This window comes from Demequina pelophila, assembly GCF_000971175.1.
GTDB classification, from domain to species: Bacteria; Actinomycetota; Actinomycetes; order Actinomycetales; family Demequinaceae; genus Demequina; species Demequina pelophila.
In genome coordinates this window covers 223,642-241,991 of sequence record NZ_BBLY01000001.1, presented here as the reverse complement: position 1 = coordinate 241,991, position 18,350 = coordinate 223,642, and the positions used below count along the sequence as shown (strand labels likewise).

The window sequence follows — 18,350 nt, the reverse complement described above, 5'->3', positions numbered from 1 at the left end:
CGCTTTTCCGGGCGCCCTCCGCTCGAGCGGATTGTGTCGTTTTCGGCCGGTCACCGCGTCCTACGGAGCGAATCGTGTCGCCCGCGCCGCGAGCACTCCCCTCACCACCTCGCGGCACCACTCAGGTTGGCGCGTCACCTGCCGGTACGTGAGCCTGATCGTCTGGATTCCGATGCCGGCGAGCTCCGCGTCCCGCCGGCAGTCGGACTCCCGGTGCTCTGCGGCGGTGTGATAGCCCTCCCCGTCGAGCTCGACGGCCGTCATGGTCGCGGCGTCGTACATGTCGAGGTAGTACAGGTTCCTCACGGGGCGCACCGCGTGCTGCCGGGTGAATCGGTCGAACTCCCGCCCGCGGAACACCGTGGCCATGCCCTCGTATTCGAGGTACGAGTGCGCGCCGCGCTCGAACGCGGCGATCACCGCATCGAGCCCGCGGCGGTCCCGGCAGGCCGGCTGCGACTCCGCGACCTCGCGCAGGTCGCGCGGGCTCACCGCCCGTTTCTGCATCGCGGCCAGGACGGTCCCTGCGGCGCGGTCCTGCGGCCCACGGCTCCACGCATCGAAGACGGCGTGCGCCGGCTCCGCGCAACGGAGGAACCCTCGCATCGAGACGGGCCGCGCCGCGGTCGACGTGAACGCCGTGCCCCAGTCGAGATCCGGCCGGCCACGACCCGGTGGAGCGACAACGAGAATCCGACCGGGAGCCCCGTCCAGGATCCCGGCCGCGAACAGCGCGCCCTCCCCCGTCACCGCTCCTCCCGTCGCCTCTGCGAGGGCGTGCGCGCGCGGCGCAAACGCGCGGGCATGCGCGAGCGCCACATACCGTCCGGGCATCACCGCGACGATCTCCAACGCGTCGATGGCGGTCCGGACGGCCCGCGCCGAGGTCATCGCCACGAGCTCGCCTCGCGAGTAGCTCCTCAGGCCCGACCGCACCTCGGCGGGCATGCGTTCCGAAGGCCGATGTGTGCGCACGGCGGCAGGGTTGCTCGGATGCGCGCTCGCACGCCGTCCATGGCGCCCGTGTTGTGGATCGAGGCCCAGCGCAGGGCACGGGGACATCGGTTCTCGAGCGCGGCGCCCGCTCCGGAAGTGGCGATCGGGCCGGCGTCGACGGTGACCGTCACGATTCGCTCCCTGAGGCGCATGGACGCGCCGAAAGCGACACAATCCGCTCGAGCCAAGGGCAAGGGGGCGCGTGCAAGGGAGAGGGAGAGGGAGCGGGCAAGTACCGCGCGAGGCCAGCAGCGCGAGAGCCTCGAAAACGAGGAGCGAGGTGAGAGCCGTCAGGCGCGCTGCGCGGTCGCCGAGGCGTACAGGCAGACCGTCGCGGCGGTGCCCAGGTTGAGGCTCTCGGCGCGACCGTAGATCGGGATGCGGACCACCGTGTCCGCAAGCGCGAGCTCCTCGTCGCGCAGGCCCCAGGCCTCGTTGCCGAACACCCAGGCGGTGGGAGCGGCGAGGTCGAGGCCGCCGGAGGCATCGCCCAGCTCGACGTCGCCCGACCCATCGGCGGCGAGCACGGTCAGACCGGCCTCGAGCAGCGCCTCGACGGCGTCTGCCAGGGGCGCGCGGGCGACGGGGAGGTGGAACAGGGAGCCGGCGGTGGAGCGGATCACCTTGGGGTTCGAGGGGTCCACGGACTCCCCCGCGAGCACGACCGCGTCGGCGCCGGCGGCGTCCGCCGCGCGGATCACCGTGCCCGCGTTGCCGGGGTCGCGCACGTTGGACAGCACCGCGACGAGCCGGGGCCGCGCGGCCACCACGTCGTCGAGCGAGTGGCCGGTCGAGTCGAGCACCGCGACCACGCCCTGGGCATCCCCGCTCATCGCGTCGAGCACCTGGTCGGTACCCACGTGCAGGTACAGCGAGGCGTCGAGCGCGGCGGCGGCGATCTCCGGGTGGCGCTCGAGCGCCTCCGCGGACAGGTACACGTCCCGCACCCGCTCGGGGGCGAAGCGCACCGCCTCGCGGACGGACTGCGGACCCTCGACCAGCCAGGCGCCGGCGCGCGAACGCGCAGAACGCCCCGCCAGGGCCGCGACTCTCTTGACACGCTCGGCCCTCGGGTTCGAGAGCGTCACGGGGAGGTCGGCAGGCCCGACGGGGCGTCCTGACATGCGCGTGGGTTACGCCGCGGGGGCGTTGACGTCGGCCGGGAGGGCCTTCTTGGCAACCTCGACGAGGGTCGCGAAGGCGGCCTCGTCGTTCACCGCGAGCTCGGCGAGCATGCGGCGGTCGACCTCGATCTCAGCGGCCTTGAGGCCCTGGATGAAGCGGTTGTACGTCATGCCGTTCGCGCGGGCGGCGGCGTTGATGCGCTGGATCCACAGCTTGCGGAAGTCGCCCTTGCGCTTCCGGCGGTCGTTGTAGCTGTAGACCATGGAGTGGGTGACCTGCTCCTTGGCCTTCCGGTAAAGGCGCGAGCGCTGACCGCGGTAACCCGCGGCCCGCTCGAGGGTGGACCGGCGCTTCTTCTGGGCGTTGACCGCCCGCTTGACGCGTGCCATTTTCTAACTCCTTGGCTCTATGGGGGCGGGGCTTACTTGCCCAGCAGCTTCTTGATCTTCTTGGTGTCGGCGTCCGACAGGATCTTGTCGACGGCCACGCGACGCTTGCGCGAGGAGTGCTTCTCCTCGAACTTGTGCACGTTCATCGCGGACGCGTGCTTCACCTTGCCGGTGCCGGTGAGCTTGAAGCGCTTCTTGGCACCCGAGTGGGTCTTGTTCTTCGGCATTGCTGCCACTCCTAACCGATCTGGCCGGGCCGAGGCCCAGCACGTTGCACGGGCTGACGCCCGACGTGGACCCGCGCCCCGCGGCGCGGAAACTCTGGTGCGGCCTACTCGGCCGCGGCGCCCTTGGGCGTCTTGCGCTCGTCGCGTGCGGCCGTCTCCGCGGCCTTGCGCTCCTCGCGCGCCTTGCGCTGCTCCTCCTTGGCCTCCGCCTTCTTCTTCAGCGGGCCCAGGACGAGCGACATGTTGCGTCCCTCCTGGTTCGGCGCGTTCTCCACGACACCGAACTCCTGCACTTCCTCCGCCAGCTTCATCAGCAGGCGACGGCCGAACTCGGGACGCGACTGCTCGCGACCGCGGAACATGATCGTGACCTTGACCTTGTCGCCGCCCTTGAGGAAGCGGACCACATGGCCCTTCTTGGTCTCGTAGTCGTGGTCGTCGATCTTGAGGCGGAACCGCATCTCCTTGATCTCGGTGTTCGCCTGGTTGCGACGCGCCTCGCGGGCCTTGACCGCGGCCTCGTACTTGAACTTGCCGTAGTCCATGAGCTTCACGACGGGCGGACGCGAGTTGGGCGCCACCTCGACCAGGTCGAGTTCGGCGTCCTGCGCCAGTCGGAGGGCATCCTCGATGCGGACGATGCCGACCTGCTCGCCCTTCGGGCCGACCAGGCGGACCTCGGGGACTCGAATGCGCTCGTTGATGCGCGGCTCGTTGATAGCGGCTCCTTCTCGTGACGTCTGTGGCCGCCGGGCCGGCGCCTCCCCGAAAACGAGAAAGGCCCCTGCCCGAACACGAGCAGAGGCCACCGAGTAAGCGATCAGCGGACACCCGGGGGTGCCGCGAACCGTTACCGTAAACCTGGGTCCGTCGTTCCGGTCCTCAGGTGGGAGATGGCCTCCACTTGCGCGTTGCGACACATGCCGCAACCGGTCAGTAGGAAAGAATAGCACGATGAGCGCCGAACAGCCCGAGACCACCACGCACGTCTTCCCCGGCACGGGGGACGATGCGCCGCGCACCCCCGGGGACGATGCACCGGCAGGCGAGGAGACGGGCGCCGCCCAGGCGGCGCGCGACCTGGCCGACGTGAGCTCCGTGGAACTTATCACCACGGTAGGCGTTCACCTGCTGAGCGCCGCGGCGCTCAGGTGCGGGCTCGCCGAGGACGGCGACCGGCACCAGGACCTCGACGAGGCCCGCACGATCATCAACGCCCTCGCCGGGATGGTGACGGCGGCCGCGCCGGACCTGGGCGACACGCATGCGCGTGCGCTGCGCGACGGGCTGCGCAGCGTGCAGCTCGCGTTCCGCGAGGCCTCGGTGGTGCCGGACGCGCCGGGCGAGGGCCCGGGAGAGAAGTACACGGGGGCAGTTCGTTAGTGGCACGAGAGCACGGCACCGGACGGCGGCGCGGACCGCGCCGTCCCGGTAGGCAGCACGACAGCGTCGTCGAGTCGCGCGCGGGAGACGCCGCGACCGACGAGCTCGAGGTCGTGCTGTCCGTCGACGCCGGGCACCCCTACGGCGAGGACGATGCCGCGGATCCCCTGGTCGACGAGGCGTCGCAGGACGAAGGGGACGCAGGCGCGGGCGACGCCGACGACGAGGCTCCCCCTGCATCGTCCCGTGTCACCCGGCCCGGGCGGCGTTCGCCGCACACCGGCGCGATCCCGGTCGTGCCCGTCGGGCCCGACGGGCGGTCGTGGACCCGCACCGACCGCGGCGACGACGCCGCGCAGGAGGTTCCAGCGGCGGACGCCGACGAGAGCGACAACGGCCCCGGCCACCCGTTCCTCCCCCTCGACCATGTGATCGCCGGCCCCGACCACCCGCGGCGCAGGCGCGGCGGGCGCCGTCACCACGCGCCGACGCGGCGCCGGCCGGTGGGCCTCATCATCACGGTGGCGCTGCTGTCCGTGCTCACGCTCGGCGCGTCGGCGTTCGCCGCCTACCTGTGGCACGTGTCCGAGGAGTGGCGCGTCCAGGTCGAGGACATCACGGACGTGAGCTACGGGCTGGGCGCGGACCTCGCGGCCGAGCGCGAGGCGCTCGTGACCGCGCAGGAGCGCATCGACCTGCTGAGCGAGCAGCTCGCGACGTCGAAGGACACGGTGAGCCGGCTGCAGGCGGAGAACGCCCAGTGGGGCGACGACGCGGCGTTCGCGCAGGAGCAGTTCGCGCTGCTGCAGCAGGACCTCGCGGCCGCGCAGACCGTGTCGACCAGTCTCAAGCGCTGCATCGAGGCGCACGACCAGCTGCTCGAGTACCTCGACCAGCCCGAGGACCTCGAGGAGGGGGAGGTCGAGTCCTTCCGCACCTCGGTCAACGACCTGTGCACCCAGGCGCTGCGCGCGCAGTCCGCGCTCGCCCCCTCCTCGGTGCCGGCGACCACGCCATGAGGCGTGCGGTCACGGCGATGGCGGCCGCCGGCGCCCTCGCGCTGGCGGGGTGCGGCTCCATCCCGGCGGCGCCCCAGGCGCTGCCCACCGACTTCGTGCCCACGCCGTCCATCTCCCCCGGCGAGGGCCCGGGCGCGCTGTCGCCCGACGGCTTCTCCGCGGCGCAGCGCATGACCGTGCGCGTGCGCAACGTGGGCTGCGGCTTCATCACCACCGGCACGGGCTTCGCGCTCGACGAGCACACGCTGGTCACCAACCGTCACGTCATCGCCAACTCGAAGCGGCTGTCCGTGCTCACCTACGACGGCCGCTCCATCCCCGCGACCGCCGCGTCGACCACCACGGTCGCGGACATCGCGATCATCACCACCGAGGAGTCGCTGGGCAACGCCTACGCCTCCCGCGCGCTCGAGGACCCCGAGACCGGCGACGTCATCACGGTCGTGGGCTACCCCAACGGCGGCCGCCTCACCACCGCGTCGGGCGTGGTGCTGGGCGCGACCGAGGACCCGATCGGCGGCTCGGTGGGCACCGTGCTCGCCACCAGCGCCACGGTCGAGCAGGGCTCGTCGGGGTCGCCGGTGCTCGACGAGGACGGCAAGGTGATCGGCGTCGTGTATGCCAAGAACGTCGCCAACCAGAGCTTCATCGTGCCCGTGTCCACGCTCAACACGCTGCTGAGCGAGGAGTCGCTGTTCGTGCCCGAGCGCAGCTGCACATTCACGGAACCGCCCACACCTGACATTCTGGGACAGTGACCCACCCCGACCCGTTCGCCCGGCCCGAGACGGACGACGCGTTCGGGACGCCCGACGGGGCGGGGTCACCGGCCGCGCCGGCCGTGAGCGTGCCGGGGGGCACGGTCCCGTCGGCCCCGCCCGGGTCGCGGCCGCGGCGCTGGCCGGTCGTGGTGCTCGGGCTCGCCGTGGCGGCCCTCGCGGGCCTGCTCGCGTCCGTCGTGATCGCGTGGGGCGCCCAGAACGCGCAGCTGCGGGACCGCGTCGAGGAGCTGACGGTCGAGGGCGACGCCCTGCGCTCGCGCGTCAGCGAGCTCGAGACGGTCGAGGCCCAGCTCGCGGCCCTCAAGGAGCGCTACTCGAGCTCGGTCAACCTCAACGCCTCCGCGGAGGAGCTGGTCGCGGAGCTCGAGGACATCGCCGACGCGTACGCGACCTGCGTGGGCCATCAGCAGGACCACTTCGCGGTGCTGCACGAGTCCCAGCGCTACGTGCCGTCGAGCGTCGCCGAGTCCGAGCGGTCGATCATCGAGTTCTGCGACTCGGTCGACGAGGCCTACGACGAGTTCCTCGCGAAGCATGGGTAGGGGCGCCGCGGTCGGCCCGCGAGCCGCCGCCACCGTCGCCGCCCTCGCCCTCGGCGCGACCGGCTGCGCCCTCTACCCCGAGGCCTACGCCGCCCCCTCCCCCACGGTGGCGATCGCCGTCCCGGCCGATCCCGGCGACGGCTTCACCCCTGCCGAGCACGCCGCGCTGCGCGTGTGGGCCACCACCTGCGACACCTTCCGCAACGGCACGGCGTGGATGCTCGACCAGACCACCGCGGTCACCAACCGGCACGTGGTCGAGGAAGCCACGGAGATCCACCTGTCCGACTACCAGGGCCGGGAGTACCCCGTGACGTCGGCGGCGATCTCCACGACGGACGACCTGGCGCTCATCACCATCGATGGCTCCTTCCCCGAGCCGGCACCCGTCGCGGCCACCGAGCCCGAGGTCGGCGACGCGCTCAGCGCCTCCGGCTACCCCTACGGCGGCCCGCTCGAGACCCTCGAGGGCCCGCTGCTGGGCGTCACGGACAACGAGCTCGACCCCGACGGCGCCCCGGTCTACCTCGCGCAGATGGGCGCCCAGGTGGGCAGCTCCGGCTCGGCCGTGGTCGACGCGGCCGGCGACGTGGTCGGCGTGATCTTCTCCTCCGACGGCGAGGCGGTCACCGGCGTCGTCACCCTCCCCACCCTGCAGCGCTTCCTGGCCAGGGACGATGCACGGGAGACGGTCGAGGCGACCTGCGACTGAGCGCGTGGTCGCCCAAGTGCCGCGCCTCCGCGGGGCGCGGCGCCTCAGGCCGTCGCGAGGCGCAGCTCGACGCTGTCGACGCGGTGCGCGACCACCGCCGACCGCGCGAGCTCGCGCTCGACGCGCTGCACCACCTGGTCCACCTCGGGCTGGGTGAGGCCCGGCACCAGCCTCAGCACCACGGCGACCTCCGCGCCCCGGCCGGGCGTGGCCTCGACGGCGCGCAGAGCATCGTCCACCGTCACCGCGTCCACGACGGCCGCCTGGACGTCCGCGTCGACCTCCCCGTCGACCACCGCGGGTCGCCACGGCTCGCCCTGGCCCAGCGCCCACACGGCCGGGCGCGGGACCAGCACGGTCTCCATGCCGGGGTTGAGGACCATGGCGCTCCAGCCCTCGGACACGGCCGCGAGCGCGGCGCGCGGACCTTCCGCGGGGATGGGGCGCGCCTGCGGGCTCCACGCCCGCATCGCGTCGACGTCGGTGAAGATGGGCAGCGCCCGGCGGCCGTCCGGCATCTCGACGGCGACCACGCCGGTCGAGGCGACCTCGTCCTGCTCGACGCCGTGCTTGCCGACGAAGCGCGCGTGGCCCGAGGCGACCACGGGCACCAGCACGCGCGCGTACGTCAGCGCGTCGACCACGTCCGCGAGGGCGGTCTTGCCGTGCGAGTGGCGGATGAGCGCCTGCGCGAGGTGCGCGTCGGCGCTGCCGTCGTCGTCCGCGAAGATCGACTCGGGGATCTCCTTGCGGGGCTCGGCGTCGTCGTCGCTCATGGCGCCCAGCCTAGCGGCGCCGTCCGACGCCGCCTGCGTCACCGGCTCCAGGTCACCCCGGCGGCGTCCCGCAACGACGCGATGAGCTCGTCGGAGCCCAGCACCGTGCCGCTGATACCGGGGTACGGCTCACCCTCGACGTGCGCCCACGGGTCGGCGACCACGGAGGTCATGCGGCAGCCGAACTCCTCTATGGCGACGCCGTAGCGCTCCTCTCCCTCGAGCACCAGGAGCCAGACCGGGCCCAGGTCCGCCATGCACGCGAGGTCGTCGGGCACTGGCTCGAGGGTGCCGAGCGCCTCCGCCACGTCGCCCAGGTTCTCCCCGGGGATCGGCGCCGGGCCGTCGGTGAGCGCCCACGTGTAGTACGGCCACTCCCCCGGCTGGGCCTCCCCGGTGTCGGCGTAGCGGCACAGCCACGCCGTCTCGAGCCCGATGTCGCCCACCTCGACCGTCGGCTCCCGGTCGCGCTCGGCGGCGTCCGGTCGCGGCAGCACCTCCGGGCACTCCGGATCGACAGGCTCGGAGCCCGAGCCAACCGTGAACCCGCCGGACGCACAGCCGGCGAGCATCGTGACCCCGGCGACCGTCGCGGCACCGGCGGCCGCGAGACCTGTCAAGCGACGCATCGTCCACCTCCTCGCAGAACCTACGCCCGGGACGGGGCGAGCGTGGGGTCAGGGGCGACCGGCGACGTCGAGCGCCTGCGGGAGCGTGAAGTTGCCGTTGTAGAGGGCCTTGCCCACGATCGCGCCCTCGATGCCCTCGCCGGTCAGCGTGCGCAGCGCGGCGATGTCGTCGAGCGAGCTGATGCCGCCCGAGGCGACCACGGGCGCGTCGGTCGCCGCGCACACCTGGGACAGCAGGTCGAGGTTCGGTCCGGACAGCATGCCGTCCTTCTTCACGTCCGTGACCACGTAGCGCGCGCAGCCAGCGGCGTCGAGGCGCGCGAGCACCTCCCACAGGTCGCCGCCGTCGCGGGTCCAGCCGCGCGCGGCCAGCGTGGTGCCGCGCACGTCGAGGCCCACCGCGATGCGGTCGCCGTGGCGGTCGATCGCGCGGGCGGTCCACTCCGGGTTCTCGAGCGCGGCGGTGCCCAGGTTGACGCGGGCGCAGCCGGTCGCGAGGGCGCGCTCGAGCGACTCGTCGTCGCGGATGCCGCCGCTCATCTCGACCTTGACGTCGACGGCCTTGACCACGGCCGCGAGGAGCTCCGCGTTGGAGCCGCGCCCGAAGGCCGCGTCCAGGTCCACCAGGTGGATCCACTCGGCGCCGCCGACGACCCAGTCCTGGGCCGCGGAGAGCGGGTCGCCGTAGCTCGTCTCCGAGCCGGCCTCGCCCTGCGTGAGGCGGACGGCCTGACCGTCGGCGACGTCGACGGCGGGAAGAAGCTCGAGGCGGGGCGTGGCGGTCATGAGGTCCTCTCGGGTGGCGGGCTGGGGCTCAGTCTCGCACGGGGAGGGCCCAGGGACGATGCGCGGGACGGGCCCGGTGCGTCGCGCGCCCGGGCGCGGCCCGTCCCGGGCGGCGTCGCGTAGGTTGACTGCGTGAGCACCCTTCCCCTCGCCTCCCCGACCGACGCCCGCGCCGCGGTGCTCCGGCGCCGCATCCGCTGGGTGGTCGCGGGCACCATCGCGTACAACGTGGTCGAGGCCGTGATCGCGCTGTCGGCGGGCACGATCGCGTCGTCCGCCGCCCTCGTCGGGTTCGGGCTGGACTCGATCGTCGAGGTGCTCTCCGCCGCGGCCGTCGCGTGGCAGTTCTCCTCGAGCGACCTCGCTCGGCGCGAGGGCACCGCGCTGCGGCTCATCGCGTTCTCCTTCTTCGGGCTCGCCGCGTTCGTCACCGTCGACGCGGCCCGCACCCTGCTGGGCGCGGCCGAGCCCGCCCACTCCCCCGTGGGCATCGGCCTGGCCGTGCTGTCGCTCATCGTCATGCCCACCGTGTCGTGGATCGAGCGGCGCGCGGGGCGCGAGCTCGGGTCGGCCACCGCGGTGGCGGACTCCAAGCAGACCCTCGTGTGTGCGTATCTCTCGGCCGCGCTGCTCGTGGGCCTGGTGCTCAACTCGACGCTCGGCTGGTGGTGGGCGGATCCGCTCGCCGCGCTGGTGATCGCCGGCTTCGCGGTGCGCGAGGGCCTCGAGGCGTGGCGGGGCGACGGGTGCTGCGCCACCTCGGGCGCGCTGCTGCGCGGCGAGGAGGTCGCGTGCGAGTGCGAGGGTCCCTGCGGCGACGGGTGCTGCGACGCGTCATAGGTCCGAACGACCAAGGCCTACCCCTGGCGCGCACGAATGTGCCCAGACCGACAACCACCTACCAATTCGGGGTAGGTGGGGCGAGTGGGGCGGCGCGGGGGCGGGCGGCGCGGGGCGGGGCGAAGGTGGGCCCAGATCCGGAGCTAGAGCGTCTCAACCCAGTTGCGCAGGAGCCGGAGCCCCGCCTCGCCGGACTTCTCGGGGTGGAACTGGGTGGCGGCCAGCGGCCCGTTCTCGACCGCGGCCACGAAGCGGTCCGCGTCGTCCCCGGTCCCGGCGGTCGACCAGGTGACCAGGGGCGCGGCGAAGCGTCCGGTGTCCTCGGTGGTGCCCAGCGGGAACGTGCGGGCGCCGTACGAGTGGACAAAGTAGAAGCGCTCGTCGGCGATCCCGTCGAACAGCGTGGTGCCGGCGGGCGCCTCGACCTTCGCCCAGCCCATGTTGGGCACCACGGAGGTCTGCAGGTGCTCGACCGTGCCGGGCCACTGGTCGAGGCCCACGGTCTCCTCGCCGTGCTCGACGCCGCGCTCGAACATCACCTGCATGCCCACGCAGATGCCCAGCACCGGGCGTCCGCCCGACAGGCGCCGTCCCACGATCTGGTCGCCGCGCGCCTCGCGCAGTCCCTGCATGACCGCCGCGAAGGCGCCCACGCCGGGGACCACGAGGCCCGCGGCGGTCTCCGCGAAGTCGCGGTCGCGCGTGAGCCGCACGTCCGCGCCCACGTGCTCGAGCGCGCGGGTGGCGGAGCGGACGTTGCCGAAGCCGTAGTCGAAGACGCAGACGGTGGGCCGGGTCACGACTCCTCCTCGCGCTCCTTGGCCGCGGCCGCGTCGCCTCGCAGCGCGCGGGTCTCGCGCGCCAGCAGGCGGAACGCGGCGATCCGCCCCATGTTCGTGCCGTGCACCTTCTCCGGGTGGGTCTCGGCGACGTCGTCGATGGTCTGCGCCCCGGTGAGGATCGAGGTCACGACGCCCGGCGCATCGGCCAGTGCCAATCCCGGCGGCAGCGAGCGCTGCTGCGAGCCGCCCGCCCACAGGTCCGCGGTGAGCTGGCCGGCCTCGTTGCGCACCAGCAGGAAGTGCACCTTCGACGCGAAGCCCGAGCAGGCCTTCGCGGCCGCCTCGGAGGCCTCGGGCGAGGCGTCGTCGAGCACCAGCAGCGAGCCGGCGCTGGTCTCGAGGACGCGACCGGAGATCTTGTTCAGCGCGCACAGCGCGGTGACGAACCCGGGCCGGGGCATGGGCGTGAGGAGCGCGGCGATCCGCGGCCCCATGAGCTCCTCGGGGGTGTCGGGGATCTCGGGGATGGACTCGTCGGTCACAGCGCTCCCTTGGTGGACGGGATGCCGGTCACGCGGTCGTCCTTGGCGACCGCGGCGCGCAGCGCGCGGGCGAGCGCCTTGAACTGCGCCTCCACGATGTGGTGGGGGTCGCGGCCCGCGAGCACGCGCATGTGCACGCAGATGCCCGCGTGGTGGGCGATCGACTCGAGCGCGTGGCCCGTGAGCGAGCCTGCGAAGTTGCCGCCGATGAGGTGGGTGGCCTGGCCGATCGGCTCGCCGGTGTGGACGAAGTAGGGGCGGCCGGAGACGTCGACGACGCACTGCGCGAGCGACTCGTCGAGCGGCACCATGGCGTCGCCGAAGCGCGAGATGCCGACCTTGTCGCCCAGCGCCTTGCGCAGGGCCTCGCCGATGCAGATCGCGACGTCCTCGACCGTGTGGTGGGAGTCGATGTGGATGTCGCCGGTCGCCTCGACCTTGAGATCCATGAGCGAATGCTTGCCCAGCGCGGTGAGCATGTGGTCGTAGAAGGGCACGCCGGTGCTGATCTCGGTGCGGCCCGAGCCGTCGAGGTCGAGCTCGACCAGGACCTGCGACTCGCTGGTGGTCCGCTCGATGCGGCCGGTGCGGCTCATGGGTTCTCCCTGTGAATCGGGGCGCCCGGGGTCACACGACCTCCAGGAGCGCACTGCGGAACATCATCATCTCGTGGGCGGTGCCGATCGACACGCGCAGCCAGCCCTCGGGTCCCGTGACGCGGATGAGCACGCCGTGGTCGAGCAGGCCACGGAACACCCTCTCACGGTCCTCGAACATGCCGAACAGCACGAAGTTCGCGTCGGATTCCGCGACCGTGAAGCCCTGGGCGCGCAGCCAGTCGACGGTGTCGTCGCGCTCGGCGCGGATCTCGTCGACCTGCGCCTGCAGGGACTTGTGGTGGGCGAGCGCGGCCCGGGCGGTCGCCTGCGTGACGGCGCTGAGGTGGTACGGCAGGCGGACCACGCGCAGCGCGTCGACGAGCGGCTCGTGCGCGATGAGGTAGCCGAGCCGGCCGCCGGCCAGGGCGAAGGCCTTGGACATCGTGCGGCTCACCGCGAGGTTGGGGTACTGGGGGACGATGCTCGCGGCGCTGGGCGTGCCCCAGCGGCGGAACTCGGCGTAGGCCTCGTCGACGACCACGACGCAGCCGCCGGGCACCTCCTGCGCGGCGAGGGCGAGCGCGCGGATGTCGTCGATCGCGATCGCGGTGCCCGTGGGGTTGTTCGGGCTGGCGACGATCACCATGACGGGGTGGTGCTCGCGGATCGCGGCCACGGCCGCGTCGACGTCGAGCGTGAAGTCCTCGCGGCGCGGGACGGTGACGAACTCGGTGAGGGTGTCGCGCGCGTACTCGGGATACATCGAGTAGGTGGGCGAGAAGCTGAGCACGGTGCGACCGGGTCCGCCGAAGGCCTGGTGCAGGTGCAGCATCACCTCGTTGGAGCCGTTGGCGGCCCAGATGTTGCGCGGCTCGACGAAGTCGACGTGGGACTCCGCGGCGATGTAGCGCGCGAGGTCCTGGCGCAGCCCCAGGAAGTCGCGGTCCGGGTAGCGGTTGAGGGTGCGCGCGGCACGCCGCACGTGGTTCGCGATCGCGTCCACGACCACGTTCGGAGGCGCGTACGGGTTCTCGTTGACGTTGAGGCGCGCGGCCACATCGAGCTGGGGCGCGCCGTACGGCTCGAGCCCCTGCAGGTCCGGGCGGATCGGCAGAGTCATGCCGAGATTCTAGTCAGCAAGGTCACGGGCGGCACCACGCCCGGTCCCGGACGATGCGCCTGGGTGCCAGATGTGGGCGGCCGCGGGGCTGTCGGACGGCCCTCCTAGGATCGACGCATGCCCGCCACCACCGCATCGTCCACCCTCCGCCTGGACGCCGAGGCGGCGCTGCGCGCGCTCGTCGGCCGCGAGGACGTCGCCCTGCGCGACGACCAGTGGACGGCCATCGAGGCGCTCGTCGAGCGCCGCGCGCGGGCCCTCGTGGTGCAGCGCACCGGATGGGGCAAGTCCGCCGTGTACTTCGTCGCGACCACGCTGCTGCGCGCGCGGGGTGCGGGCCCCACGGTCATCGTCTCTCCCCTGCTGGCGCTCATGCGCGACCAGATCGCGGCGGCGGCGCGCGCCGGGATCCGCGCGGCGACCGTGAACTCCGCGAACGTCACCGAATGGGAGGACGTGCACGCCGCGATCGCCGCCGGCGACGTCGACGTGCTGCTGTGCTCGCCCGAGCGGCTCAACAACCCGCAGTTCCGGGACGAGGTGCTGCCGCGGCTGGCCGCGGATGCCGGCCTCGTCGTGATCGACGAGGCGCACTGCATCTCCGACTGGGGGCACGACTTCCGGCCCGACTACCGGCGCATCCGCACGCTGCTCGCGGACCTGCCGTCCGGGATCCCGGTGCTCGCGACCACGGCGACGGCGAACGCGCGCGTCACCGCAGACGTGGCCGAGCAGCTGGGGGTGACGGCGGGCGCCACGGATCCGGCGGCCGGGGCCCCGGACACCGCCGGGGCGGACGTGCTCGTGCTGCGCGGGGCCCTCGATCGCGAGTCGCTCCACCTCGCGGTGCTGCACCTGCCCGACCCGGCCACGCGCGTCGCGTGGCTGGCGGAGGCGCTCCAGGACATCGACGGCTCGGGCATCGTCTACTGCCTCACCGTCTCCGCGGCGGAGGAGGTCGCGTCCCAACTGCGCGCGGCGGGCCTCGCGGTCGGCGCGTACACGGGACGCACGGACCCGGCCGAGCGCGAGCGGCTCGAGGAGGACCTCAAGGCGGACCGCGTCAAGGCGCTGGTCGCGACCTCCGCGCTGGGGATGGGCTTCGACAAGCCCAACCTCGCCTTCGTGGTGCACCTGGGCGCGCCGTCCTCCCCCATCGCGTACTACCAGCAGGTGGGCCGCGCGGGGCGCGGCGTGGACCGCGCGGTGGCGGTGCTGCTGCCGGGCCAGGAGGACCGGGCGATCTGGGAGTGGTTCGGCTCGCAGGCCTTCCCGGCCGAGGACCAGGTGCGCGCGACCCTCGCGGCGCTGTCGCCCGACCAGCCTGTCTCCGTCGCGGTGCTCGAGTCCCAGGTGGACCTCACGCGCGGGCGCCTCGAGGCGATGCTCAAGGTGCTCGACGTCGACGGCGCGGTCAGGCGCGTGCGGGGCGGATGGCTGTCGACCGGCGCTGCGTGGGAGTACGACGCGGAGCGCTACCGGCGCGTGGCGCAGGCGCGGCTGGCGGAGCAGCGCACCATGCTCGAGTATCAGTCGACCGACGGCTGCCGGATGGCGTATCTGCGGCGGGTGCTCGACGACCCGGAGCTGGCGGCTTCCGGTGAGGGCATCGCGGACGCCGGCGGCGCCCGCGATGCGATGGCCCCGGACTGGCGCTGCGGCCGCTGCGACCGATGCGGCGGCGTGGCGCTTCCCGAGGCCCCGGATCGCGATGCCGTGACCGAGGCGCGCTCACAGATGGACCGCGTGGGCGTCGAGCTGACCGCGCGGCGTCAGTGGCCCAGCGGCATGGACCGCCTAGGGCTCGACCTGCGTGGCCGGATCCCGGCCGAGGAGCAGGCGGAGCCGGGCCGCGCGATCGCCCGCCTCGACGGCCTGGGGTGGTCCGGCCAGCTGCGGGACCTCTTCGCGGCGCGCGATGAGGAGGGACGCCCCGCGGACGGCGAGACCCCCGCGCCGCTGCGCACCGCCGCGGTGCGGGTGCTCGACGACTGGGACGCCCTGTGGGCGCCGGGCCCCGACGGCGAGCGCGCGCTCGCGGTCCAGGGCGTGGTCGCGATCCGGTCCGTAACGAGGCCGCGGCTCGTCGAGCACCTCTCGACGGGTCTCGCGCGGTACCTGGGGATCCCGCTGGTCGGCACCGTCGGCCCGGCGGCGGGCCGGGAGGCGCCCGACCGCCACGACGTGAACTCGGCGCAGCGGCTCGCCGGTGTGGCGCATCGGCTCTCGCTGGAGCTATCGGAGGCCGCCGCGGCCGGCCTCCCGGGCCGGGCCGTGCTGCTGGTGGACGACCTCACCGACTCGGGCTGGACGCTCACCGTCGCCGCGCGACAGCTGCGGCTCGCGGGCGCGAGCGCCGTCTACCCGTTCGTGCTCGGGCAGCGCTGAGGGGACGGGACCGGGCGTCACTCCTGGGCGGCCTCGAGCCGAGCTCGGATCGCCTCGCCGTGCGCGGGGAGGTCCTCGGCGTCCGCGAGCGCGACCACCTTCTCCCCCACGGCCGCGAGCGCCGCGGCGTCGTACTCGATCTGGGAGACGGCCTTGAGGAAGCTCGTGACGTTCAGCCCCGAGGCGAAGCGCGCCGTGCCCCCCGTGGGCAGCACGTGGTTGGAGCCGGCCAGGTAGTCGCCCAGCGGCACCGGGGAGTGCTCGCCCACGAAGATCGCGCCGGCGCTGCGGATCCGGCCCGCGACGCCCACCGCGTCGTCGGTGTGGATCTCGAGGTGCTCGGCGCCGTACGCGTCGGCCACGGCGACCGACTGGTCGATGTCCTTGGTGAGGATGATCGCGCTCTGGCGGCCCGACAGTGCCTCCTTGGTGCGCGCGAGGTGCTTGGTCGCGTCGACCAGGGCGGCGAGCTCGCGGTCCACCTCGTCGGCGAGCTCCTCCGAGTCGGTGATCAGCACGGAGCCGGCCATGGGGTCGTGCTCGGCCTGGCTCAGGAGGTCGGCGGCGACGAAGCGGGCGGTGGCCGTCGCATCGGCGATGACCGCGATCTCCGTGGGGCCCGCCTCGGAGTCGATGCCGACCACGCCGTTGACGGCGCGCTTGGCGGCGGCGACGAAGACGTTGCCGGGTCCGGTCACCACGTCGACCGGGTCGCACAGCCCGTCGACGCCGTACGCGAGCATGCCGATGGCCTGCGCGCCTCCCGCGGCGTAGACCTCGGTGACGCCCAGGAGCGCGCACGCCGCCAGAATGGTCGGGTGCGGGTAGCCGCCATGCGACCTCTGGGGCGGGCTGGTGACGGCGACGGACGGGACGCCCGCGGCCTGCGCCGCGACCACGTTCATCACCACGGAGCTCGGGTAGACCGCGAGTCCGCCGGGCACGTAGAGCCCCACGCGGGCGACGGGGATCCAGCGCTGGCTGACGACGGCGCCGGGCGCGAGCTCGACGCGCACCGGCGGCGGCACGGTGGCCTCGTGGAAGCGACGGACGCGGTCGATCGCCTCCTCGAGACCCTCGCGGATCGCCGGGTCGAGGTCCTCGAGCGCGCGGTCGAGGTAGCGCTGGGGCACGCGCAGGTGCTCGGGGGCGACGCCGTCGAAGCGCTCGCCGTACTCGCGCAGGGCGTCGGCCCCGCGCTCGCGCACGTCGGCGATGATGGGCTCCACCACGGTGAGCGCGTCGGCGACGTCCACGTCCGCACGGGGCACGATGGACAGCAGCTCGCGGGGCGTGGGGTCCTGGTCGCGAAGATCGATCCTGGTCAGCACGCGGACAATCCTAATCGGGCGCACGCGGTGCGCGCCCGTCCCGCGTCCCGGCGACGCCGGGCCGCCGCCCCGCTCAGCCGGGGTCGACGGGCTCGACGTGCGCGGACAGGGAGAGCAGGTTCCCCTCGGTGTCGTGGAACCAGGCGACCCGGTCGCCGTTGGGCGCCTCCCATGCGGCGCCGTCCTCGGCGAGGCCGAAGTGCTCGAAGCGCACGCCCGCGGCCGCGAGCCGCGCGACCTCGGCATCGACGTCCTCGACCTCGAAACCGAGCACCGTGAACGGCTGCGGGGAGAACTCACGGGGCTCGACGATCCGCAGCATCGTGCCGCCGGCCTCGCACACGAGCGCGAACCCGTCGTCGCGCAGGAACCGCGCGCCCAGCACCTCCGTGTAGAACGCGAGTGCGCGCTGCTGATCCTCCGCCGGGACGAAGGCGATGACGGGCCATCCGGTCATGATCGTTTTCCCTCCTCGTGCTCGTGACGCGCGGCGCGGCCGCGCCCTATCCACCCCAGATGGGTGTGCTGGAAGCTGTCGTTCTCCTTGAGCCCGTAACCCACCGCCCTGTCCACACCCACGTGGAAGGTCCAGGCGCTCGCCGCGAGCGCCAGCGCCTCGGGGTGCCCGGGTGTCGCCCACGCCGCCGCGGCGACGGCCCACACGAGCAGCACGGCGGGTCCCCAGTACGAGTGCACCAGGTTGTAGGTGAACGCTCCCGGTCGAGGCCCGGCCAGATACCCGAGCGCGCTCAGGTCGAACAGCAGGAACGTCGCGAGCGGCCACCACCAGCCGCCGAGCGCGGCCGCCCCGACCATGGCCGCGGCCGCGAGCGCGGCACCCTCGACCCTCTGCCACGACACCGGGGACATGACTCCACGCTAGCGAAGCCCGGCGGTTCCCGGGGATGGATGATGTCGCGGTCCGCGCCCCACTGATTCTGTGGCGCGATTCGCGCCGCCTTCGGCCGGGCCCCGCGCGAGTCCGCTAGAGCGAATCGTGTCGCTTTCGGCCGGTCCCTGGCTCTCAGGGAGCGAATCGTGTCGCCCGGCCCCGGAAGACCCGGGCGCGCAGGCGCCTGTGCCACCCTGGAGCCATGGATTGCGTCGAGTGGGACCAGCGCGCGGCGGGGTGCGACCCCGACGCGCGCCCGCACCCCTGGCGCCGTCGCCTTGTGCTCACCGCGATCACGGTGGGCGCGTTCGCGGGCATGCTGACGCTCAGCCTCATCTAGAGCCGGCTTCGCCGCGCCGAACGACAACCATCTACCCCTGACGCGCAGAGACCTCCCAAAACCGACCACCATCTACCCGGAGGGCGTTGGGGTGGGTGCGCCGCGCGCCGGGTCGGGCGCACCGCGCGCCGGGCTGTGTGCGCCGCGCGC

The 18,350-nt window shown here is 73.3% G+C and carries 23 protein-coding genes; 8 read left to right on the top strand and 15 right to left on the bottom strand.

Features of this window, described 5'->3' with window-relative positions; all coding sequences use genetic code 11:
- Positions 1 to 60: 60 nt before the first annotated feature.
- The 5 genes from AOM03_RS01160 to infC all read right to left on the bottom strand — a co-directional run bounded on the left by AOM03_RS01160 (position 61) and on the right by infC (position 3,546).
- Positions 61 to 948 (bottom strand): endonuclease domain-containing protein, encoded by an 888-nt coding sequence (locus AOM03_RS01160; protein WP_062377457.1) that lies wholly within the window; start codon positions 946 to 948, stop codon positions 61 to 63.
- A 338-nt stretch (positions 949 to 1,286) separates the two neighbouring features.
- Complete coding sequence (locus tag AOM03_RS01155; protein ID WP_062377454.1) at positions 1,287 to 2,120, bottom strand: TrmH family RNA methyltransferase; 834 nt, start codon at positions 2,118 to 2,120, stop codon at positions 1,287 to 1,289.
- A gap of 9 nt (positions 2,121 to 2,129) precedes the next feature.
- On the bottom strand, positions 2,130 to 2,510 hold the full coding sequence (gene rplT, locus AOM03_RS01150) for a 50S ribosomal protein L20 (protein ID WP_062377452.1): 381 nt from the start codon (positions 2,508 to 2,510) through the stop codon (positions 2,130 to 2,132).
- Between the two features lie 32 nt (positions 2,511 to 2,542).
- Positions 2,543 to 2,737, bottom strand: coding sequence for a 50S ribosomal protein L35 (gene rpmI, locus AOM03_RS01145; RefSeq protein WP_062377450.1), 195 nt, complete (start codon positions 2,735 to 2,737; stop codon positions 2,543 to 2,545).
- A gap of 104 nt (positions 2,738 to 2,841) precedes the next feature.
- Positions 2,842 to 3,546 carry a translation initiation factor IF-3 gene (gene infC / locus AOM03_RS01140; RefSeq protein ID WP_227589834.1) on the bottom strand — a complete coding sequence of 235 codons (705 nt, stop codon included), beginning with the start codon at positions 3,544 to 3,546 and terminating at the stop codon, positions 2,842 to 2,844.
- Between the two features lie 145 nt (positions 3,547 to 3,691).
- On the opposite strand from infC, the gene AOM03_RS01135 reads away from it, so the two are divergent.
- From AOM03_RS01135 to AOM03_RS01115, 5 genes are read left to right on the top strand one after another with little or no spacing between them, the layout of a single operon-like run.
- Positions 3,692 to 4,120: a DUF1844 domain-containing protein gene (locus AOM03_RS01135; RefSeq protein ID WP_227589833.1), complete on the top strand. Its 429-nt coding sequence runs from the start codon at positions 3,692 to 3,694 to the stop codon at positions 4,118 to 4,120.
- The gene (locus tag AOM03_RS01130) at positions 4,120 to 5,139 is read left to right on the top strand and encodes a hypothetical protein (protein ID WP_062377448.1); all 1,020 of its coding nucleotides are present in this window, start codon (positions 4,120 to 4,122) and stop codon (positions 5,137 to 5,139) included. The genes AOM03_RS01135 and AOM03_RS01130 overlap by 1 nt, the downstream gene beginning before the upstream one ends.
- Entirely contained in the window at positions 5,136 to 5,897 is a 762-nt protein-coding gene (locus AOM03_RS01125; RefSeq protein ID WP_062377446.1) for a S1 family peptidase, read from the top strand. Before AOM03_RS01130 ends, AOM03_RS01125 begins: the two co-directional genes overlap by 4 nt.
- Positions 5,894 to 6,463, top strand: coding sequence for a hypothetical protein (locus AOM03_RS01120; protein ID WP_062377444.1), 570 nt, complete (start codon positions 5,894 to 5,896; stop codon positions 6,461 to 6,463). Before AOM03_RS01125 ends, AOM03_RS01120 begins: the two co-directional genes overlap by 4 nt.
- On the top strand, positions 6,456 to 7,175 hold the full coding sequence (locus AOM03_RS01115; protein WP_062377442.1) for a S1 family peptidase: 720 nt from the start codon (positions 6,456 to 6,458) through the stop codon (positions 7,173 to 7,175). Before AOM03_RS01120 ends, AOM03_RS01115 begins: the two co-directional genes overlap by 8 nt.
- Positions 7,176 to 7,219: 44 nt before the next feature.
- Here AOM03_RS01115 and AOM03_RS01110 read toward each other — a convergent pair whose 3' ends face one another.
- Genes AOM03_RS01110 through priA form a run of 3 tightly spaced genes read right to left on the bottom strand, consistent with a single transcriptional unit; the run spans position 7,220 to position 9,366 of the window.
- Positions 7,220 to 7,951: an SseB family protein gene (locus AOM03_RS01110; RefSeq protein ID WP_062377440.1), complete on the bottom strand. Its 732-nt coding sequence runs from the start codon at positions 7,949 to 7,951 to the stop codon at positions 7,220 to 7,222.
- 38 nt (positions 7,952 to 7,989) lie between these two features.
- Positions 7,990 to 8,580 carry a hypothetical protein gene (locus AOM03_RS01105; protein ID WP_156157566.1) on the bottom strand — a complete coding sequence of 197 codons (591 nt, stop codon included), beginning with the start codon at positions 8,578 to 8,580 and terminating at the stop codon, positions 7,990 to 7,992.
- 48 nt (positions 8,581 to 8,628) lie between these two features.
- Entirely contained in the window at positions 8,629 to 9,366 is a 738-nt protein-coding gene (priA, locus tag AOM03_RS01100; RefSeq protein ID WP_062377430.1) for a bifunctional 1-(5-phosphoribosyl)-5-((5-phosphoribosylamino)methylideneamino)imidazole-4-carboxamide isomerase/phosphoribosylanthranilate isomerase PriA, read from the bottom strand.
- A 132-nt stretch (positions 9,367 to 9,498) separates the two neighbouring features.
- On the opposite strand from priA, the gene AOM03_RS01095 reads away from it, so the two are divergent.
- Positions 9,499 to 10,206 (top strand): cation diffusion facilitator family transporter, encoded by a 708-nt coding sequence (locus AOM03_RS01095; protein WP_062377429.1) that lies wholly within the window; start codon positions 9,499 to 9,501, stop codon positions 10,204 to 10,206.
- A gap of 143 nt (positions 10,207 to 10,349) precedes the next feature.
- Here AOM03_RS01095 and hisH read toward each other — a convergent pair whose 3' ends face one another.
- From hisH to AOM03_RS01075, 4 genes are read right to left on the bottom strand one after another with little or no spacing between them, the layout of a single operon-like run.
- The gene (gene hisH / locus AOM03_RS01090; RefSeq protein WP_062377428.1) at positions 10,350 to 11,006 is read right to left on the bottom strand and encodes an imidazole glycerol phosphate synthase subunit HisH; all 657 of its coding nucleotides are present in this window, start codon (positions 11,004 to 11,006) and stop codon (positions 10,350 to 10,352) included.
- Positions 11,003 to 11,530, bottom strand: coding sequence for a hypothetical protein (locus tag AOM03_RS01085; RefSeq protein ID WP_062377425.1), 528 nt, complete (start codon positions 11,528 to 11,530; stop codon positions 11,003 to 11,005). Before AOM03_RS01085 ends, hisH begins: the two co-directional genes overlap by 4 nt.
- Entirely contained in the window at positions 11,527 to 12,126 is a 600-nt protein-coding gene (gene hisB / locus AOM03_RS01080) for an imidazoleglycerol-phosphate dehydratase HisB (RefSeq protein ID WP_062377423.1), read from the bottom strand. Before hisB ends, AOM03_RS01085 begins: the two co-directional genes overlap by 4 nt.
- A gap of 31 nt (positions 12,127 to 12,157) precedes the next feature.
- The gene (locus AOM03_RS01075) at positions 12,158 to 13,249 is read right to left on the bottom strand and encodes a histidinol-phosphate transaminase (protein ID WP_062377420.1); all 1,092 of its coding nucleotides are present in this window, start codon (positions 13,247 to 13,249) and stop codon (positions 12,158 to 12,160) included.
- 117 nt (positions 13,250 to 13,366) lie between these two features.
- Here AOM03_RS01075 and AOM03_RS01070 point away from each other — a divergent pair, with 117 nt between their 5' ends.
- Entirely contained in the window at positions 13,367 to 15,637 is a 2,271-nt protein-coding gene (locus AOM03_RS01070; RefSeq protein WP_062377418.1) for a RecQ family ATP-dependent DNA helicase, read from the top strand.
- 17 nt (positions 15,638 to 15,654) lie between these two features.
- Here the strand turns inward: AOM03_RS01070 and hisD are convergent, their stop codons facing one another.
- The 3 genes from hisD to AOM03_RS01055 all read right to left on the bottom strand — a co-directional run bounded on the left by hisD (position 15,655) and on the right by AOM03_RS01055 (position 17,838).
- Positions 15,655 to 16,968, bottom strand: coding sequence for a histidinol dehydrogenase (hisD, locus tag AOM03_RS01065; RefSeq protein WP_062377415.1), 1,314 nt, complete (start codon positions 16,966 to 16,968; stop codon positions 15,655 to 15,657).
- Between the two features lie 73 nt (positions 16,969 to 17,041).
- A complete protein-coding gene (locus AOM03_RS01060; protein ID WP_062377413.1) occupies positions 17,042 to 17,425 on the bottom strand; it encodes a VOC family protein in 384 nt (127 codons plus the stop codon).
- On the bottom strand, positions 17,422 to 17,838 hold the full coding sequence (locus AOM03_RS01055; protein WP_062377412.1) for a DUF4260 family protein: 417 nt from the start codon (positions 17,836 to 17,838) through the stop codon (positions 17,422 to 17,424). The genes AOM03_RS01060 and AOM03_RS01055 overlap by 4 nt, the downstream gene beginning before the upstream one ends.
- A gap of 224 nt (positions 17,839 to 18,062) precedes the next feature.
- On the opposite strand from AOM03_RS01055, the gene AOM03_RS12580 reads away from it, so the two are divergent.
- A complete protein-coding gene (locus AOM03_RS12580) occupies positions 18,063 to 18,200 on the top strand; it encodes a hypothetical protein (protein WP_156157565.1) in 138 nt (45 codons plus the stop codon).
- Positions 18,201 to 18,350 lie beyond the last annotated feature (150 nt).

Bases quoted from the DNA above. Each gene is read 5' to 3' on its own strand.
- rplT (WP_062377452.1), bottom strand. From the start codon at position 2,510: ATGGCACGCGTCAAGCGGGCGGTCAACGCCCAGAAGAAGCGCCGGTCC.
- AOM03_RS01135 (WP_227589833.1), top strand. From the start codon at position 3,692: ATGAGCGCCGAACAGCCCGAGACCACCACGCACGTCTTCCCCGGCACG.
- AOM03_RS01105 (WP_156157566.1), bottom strand. From the start codon at position 8,580: ATGCGTCGCTTGACAGGTCTCGCGGCCGCCGGTGCCGCGACGGTCGCC.
- AOM03_RS01125 (WP_062377446.1), top strand. From the start codon at position 5,136: ATGAGGCGTGCGGTCACGGCGATGGCGGCCGCCGGCGCCCTCGCGCTG.
- AOM03_RS01070 (WP_062377418.1), top strand. From the start codon at position 13,367: ATGCCCGCCACCACCGCATCGTCCACCCTCCGCCTGGACGCCGAGGCG.
- AOM03_RS12580 (WP_156157565.1), top strand. From the start codon at position 18,063: ATGGATTGCGTCGAGTGGGACCAGCGCGCGGCGGGGTGCGACCCCGAC.
- AOM03_RS01075 (WP_062377420.1), bottom strand. From the start codon at position 13,249: ATGACTCTGCCGATCCGCCCGGACCTGCAGGGGCTCGAGCCGTACGGC.
- AOM03_RS01160 (WP_062377457.1), bottom strand. From the start codon at position 948: ATGCCCGCCGAGGTGCGGTCGGGCCTGAGGAGCTACTCGCGAGGCGAG.
- AOM03_RS01110 (WP_062377440.1), bottom strand. From the start codon at position 7,951: ATGAGCGACGACGACGCCGAGCCCCGCAAGGAGATCCCCGAGTCGATC.
- AOM03_RS01115 (WP_062377442.1), top strand. From the start codon at position 6,456: ATGGGTAGGGGCGCCGCGGTCGGCCCGCGAGCCGCCGCCACCGTCGCC.
- AOM03_RS01055 (WP_062377412.1), bottom strand. From the start codon at position 17,838: ATGTCCCCGGTGTCGTGGCAGAGGGTCGAGGGTGCCGCGCTCGCGGCC.
- rpmI (WP_062377450.1), bottom strand. From the start codon at position 2,737: ATGCCGAAGAACAAGACCCACTCGGGTGCCAAGAAGCGCTTCAAGCTC.
- hisB (WP_062377423.1), bottom strand. From the start codon at position 12,126: ATGAGCCGCACCGGCCGCATCGAGCGGACCACCAGCGAGTCGCAGGTC.
- AOM03_RS01060 (WP_062377413.1), bottom strand. From the start codon at position 17,425: ATGACCGGATGGCCCGTCATCGCCTTCGTCCCGGCGGAGGATCAGCAG.
- AOM03_RS01155 (WP_062377454.1), bottom strand. From the start codon at position 2,120: ATGTCAGGACGCCCCGTCGGGCCTGCCGACCTCCCCGTGACGCTCTCG.
- priA (WP_062377430.1), bottom strand. From the start codon at position 9,366: ATGACCGCCACGCCCCGCCTCGAGCTTCTTCCCGCCGTCGACGTCGCC.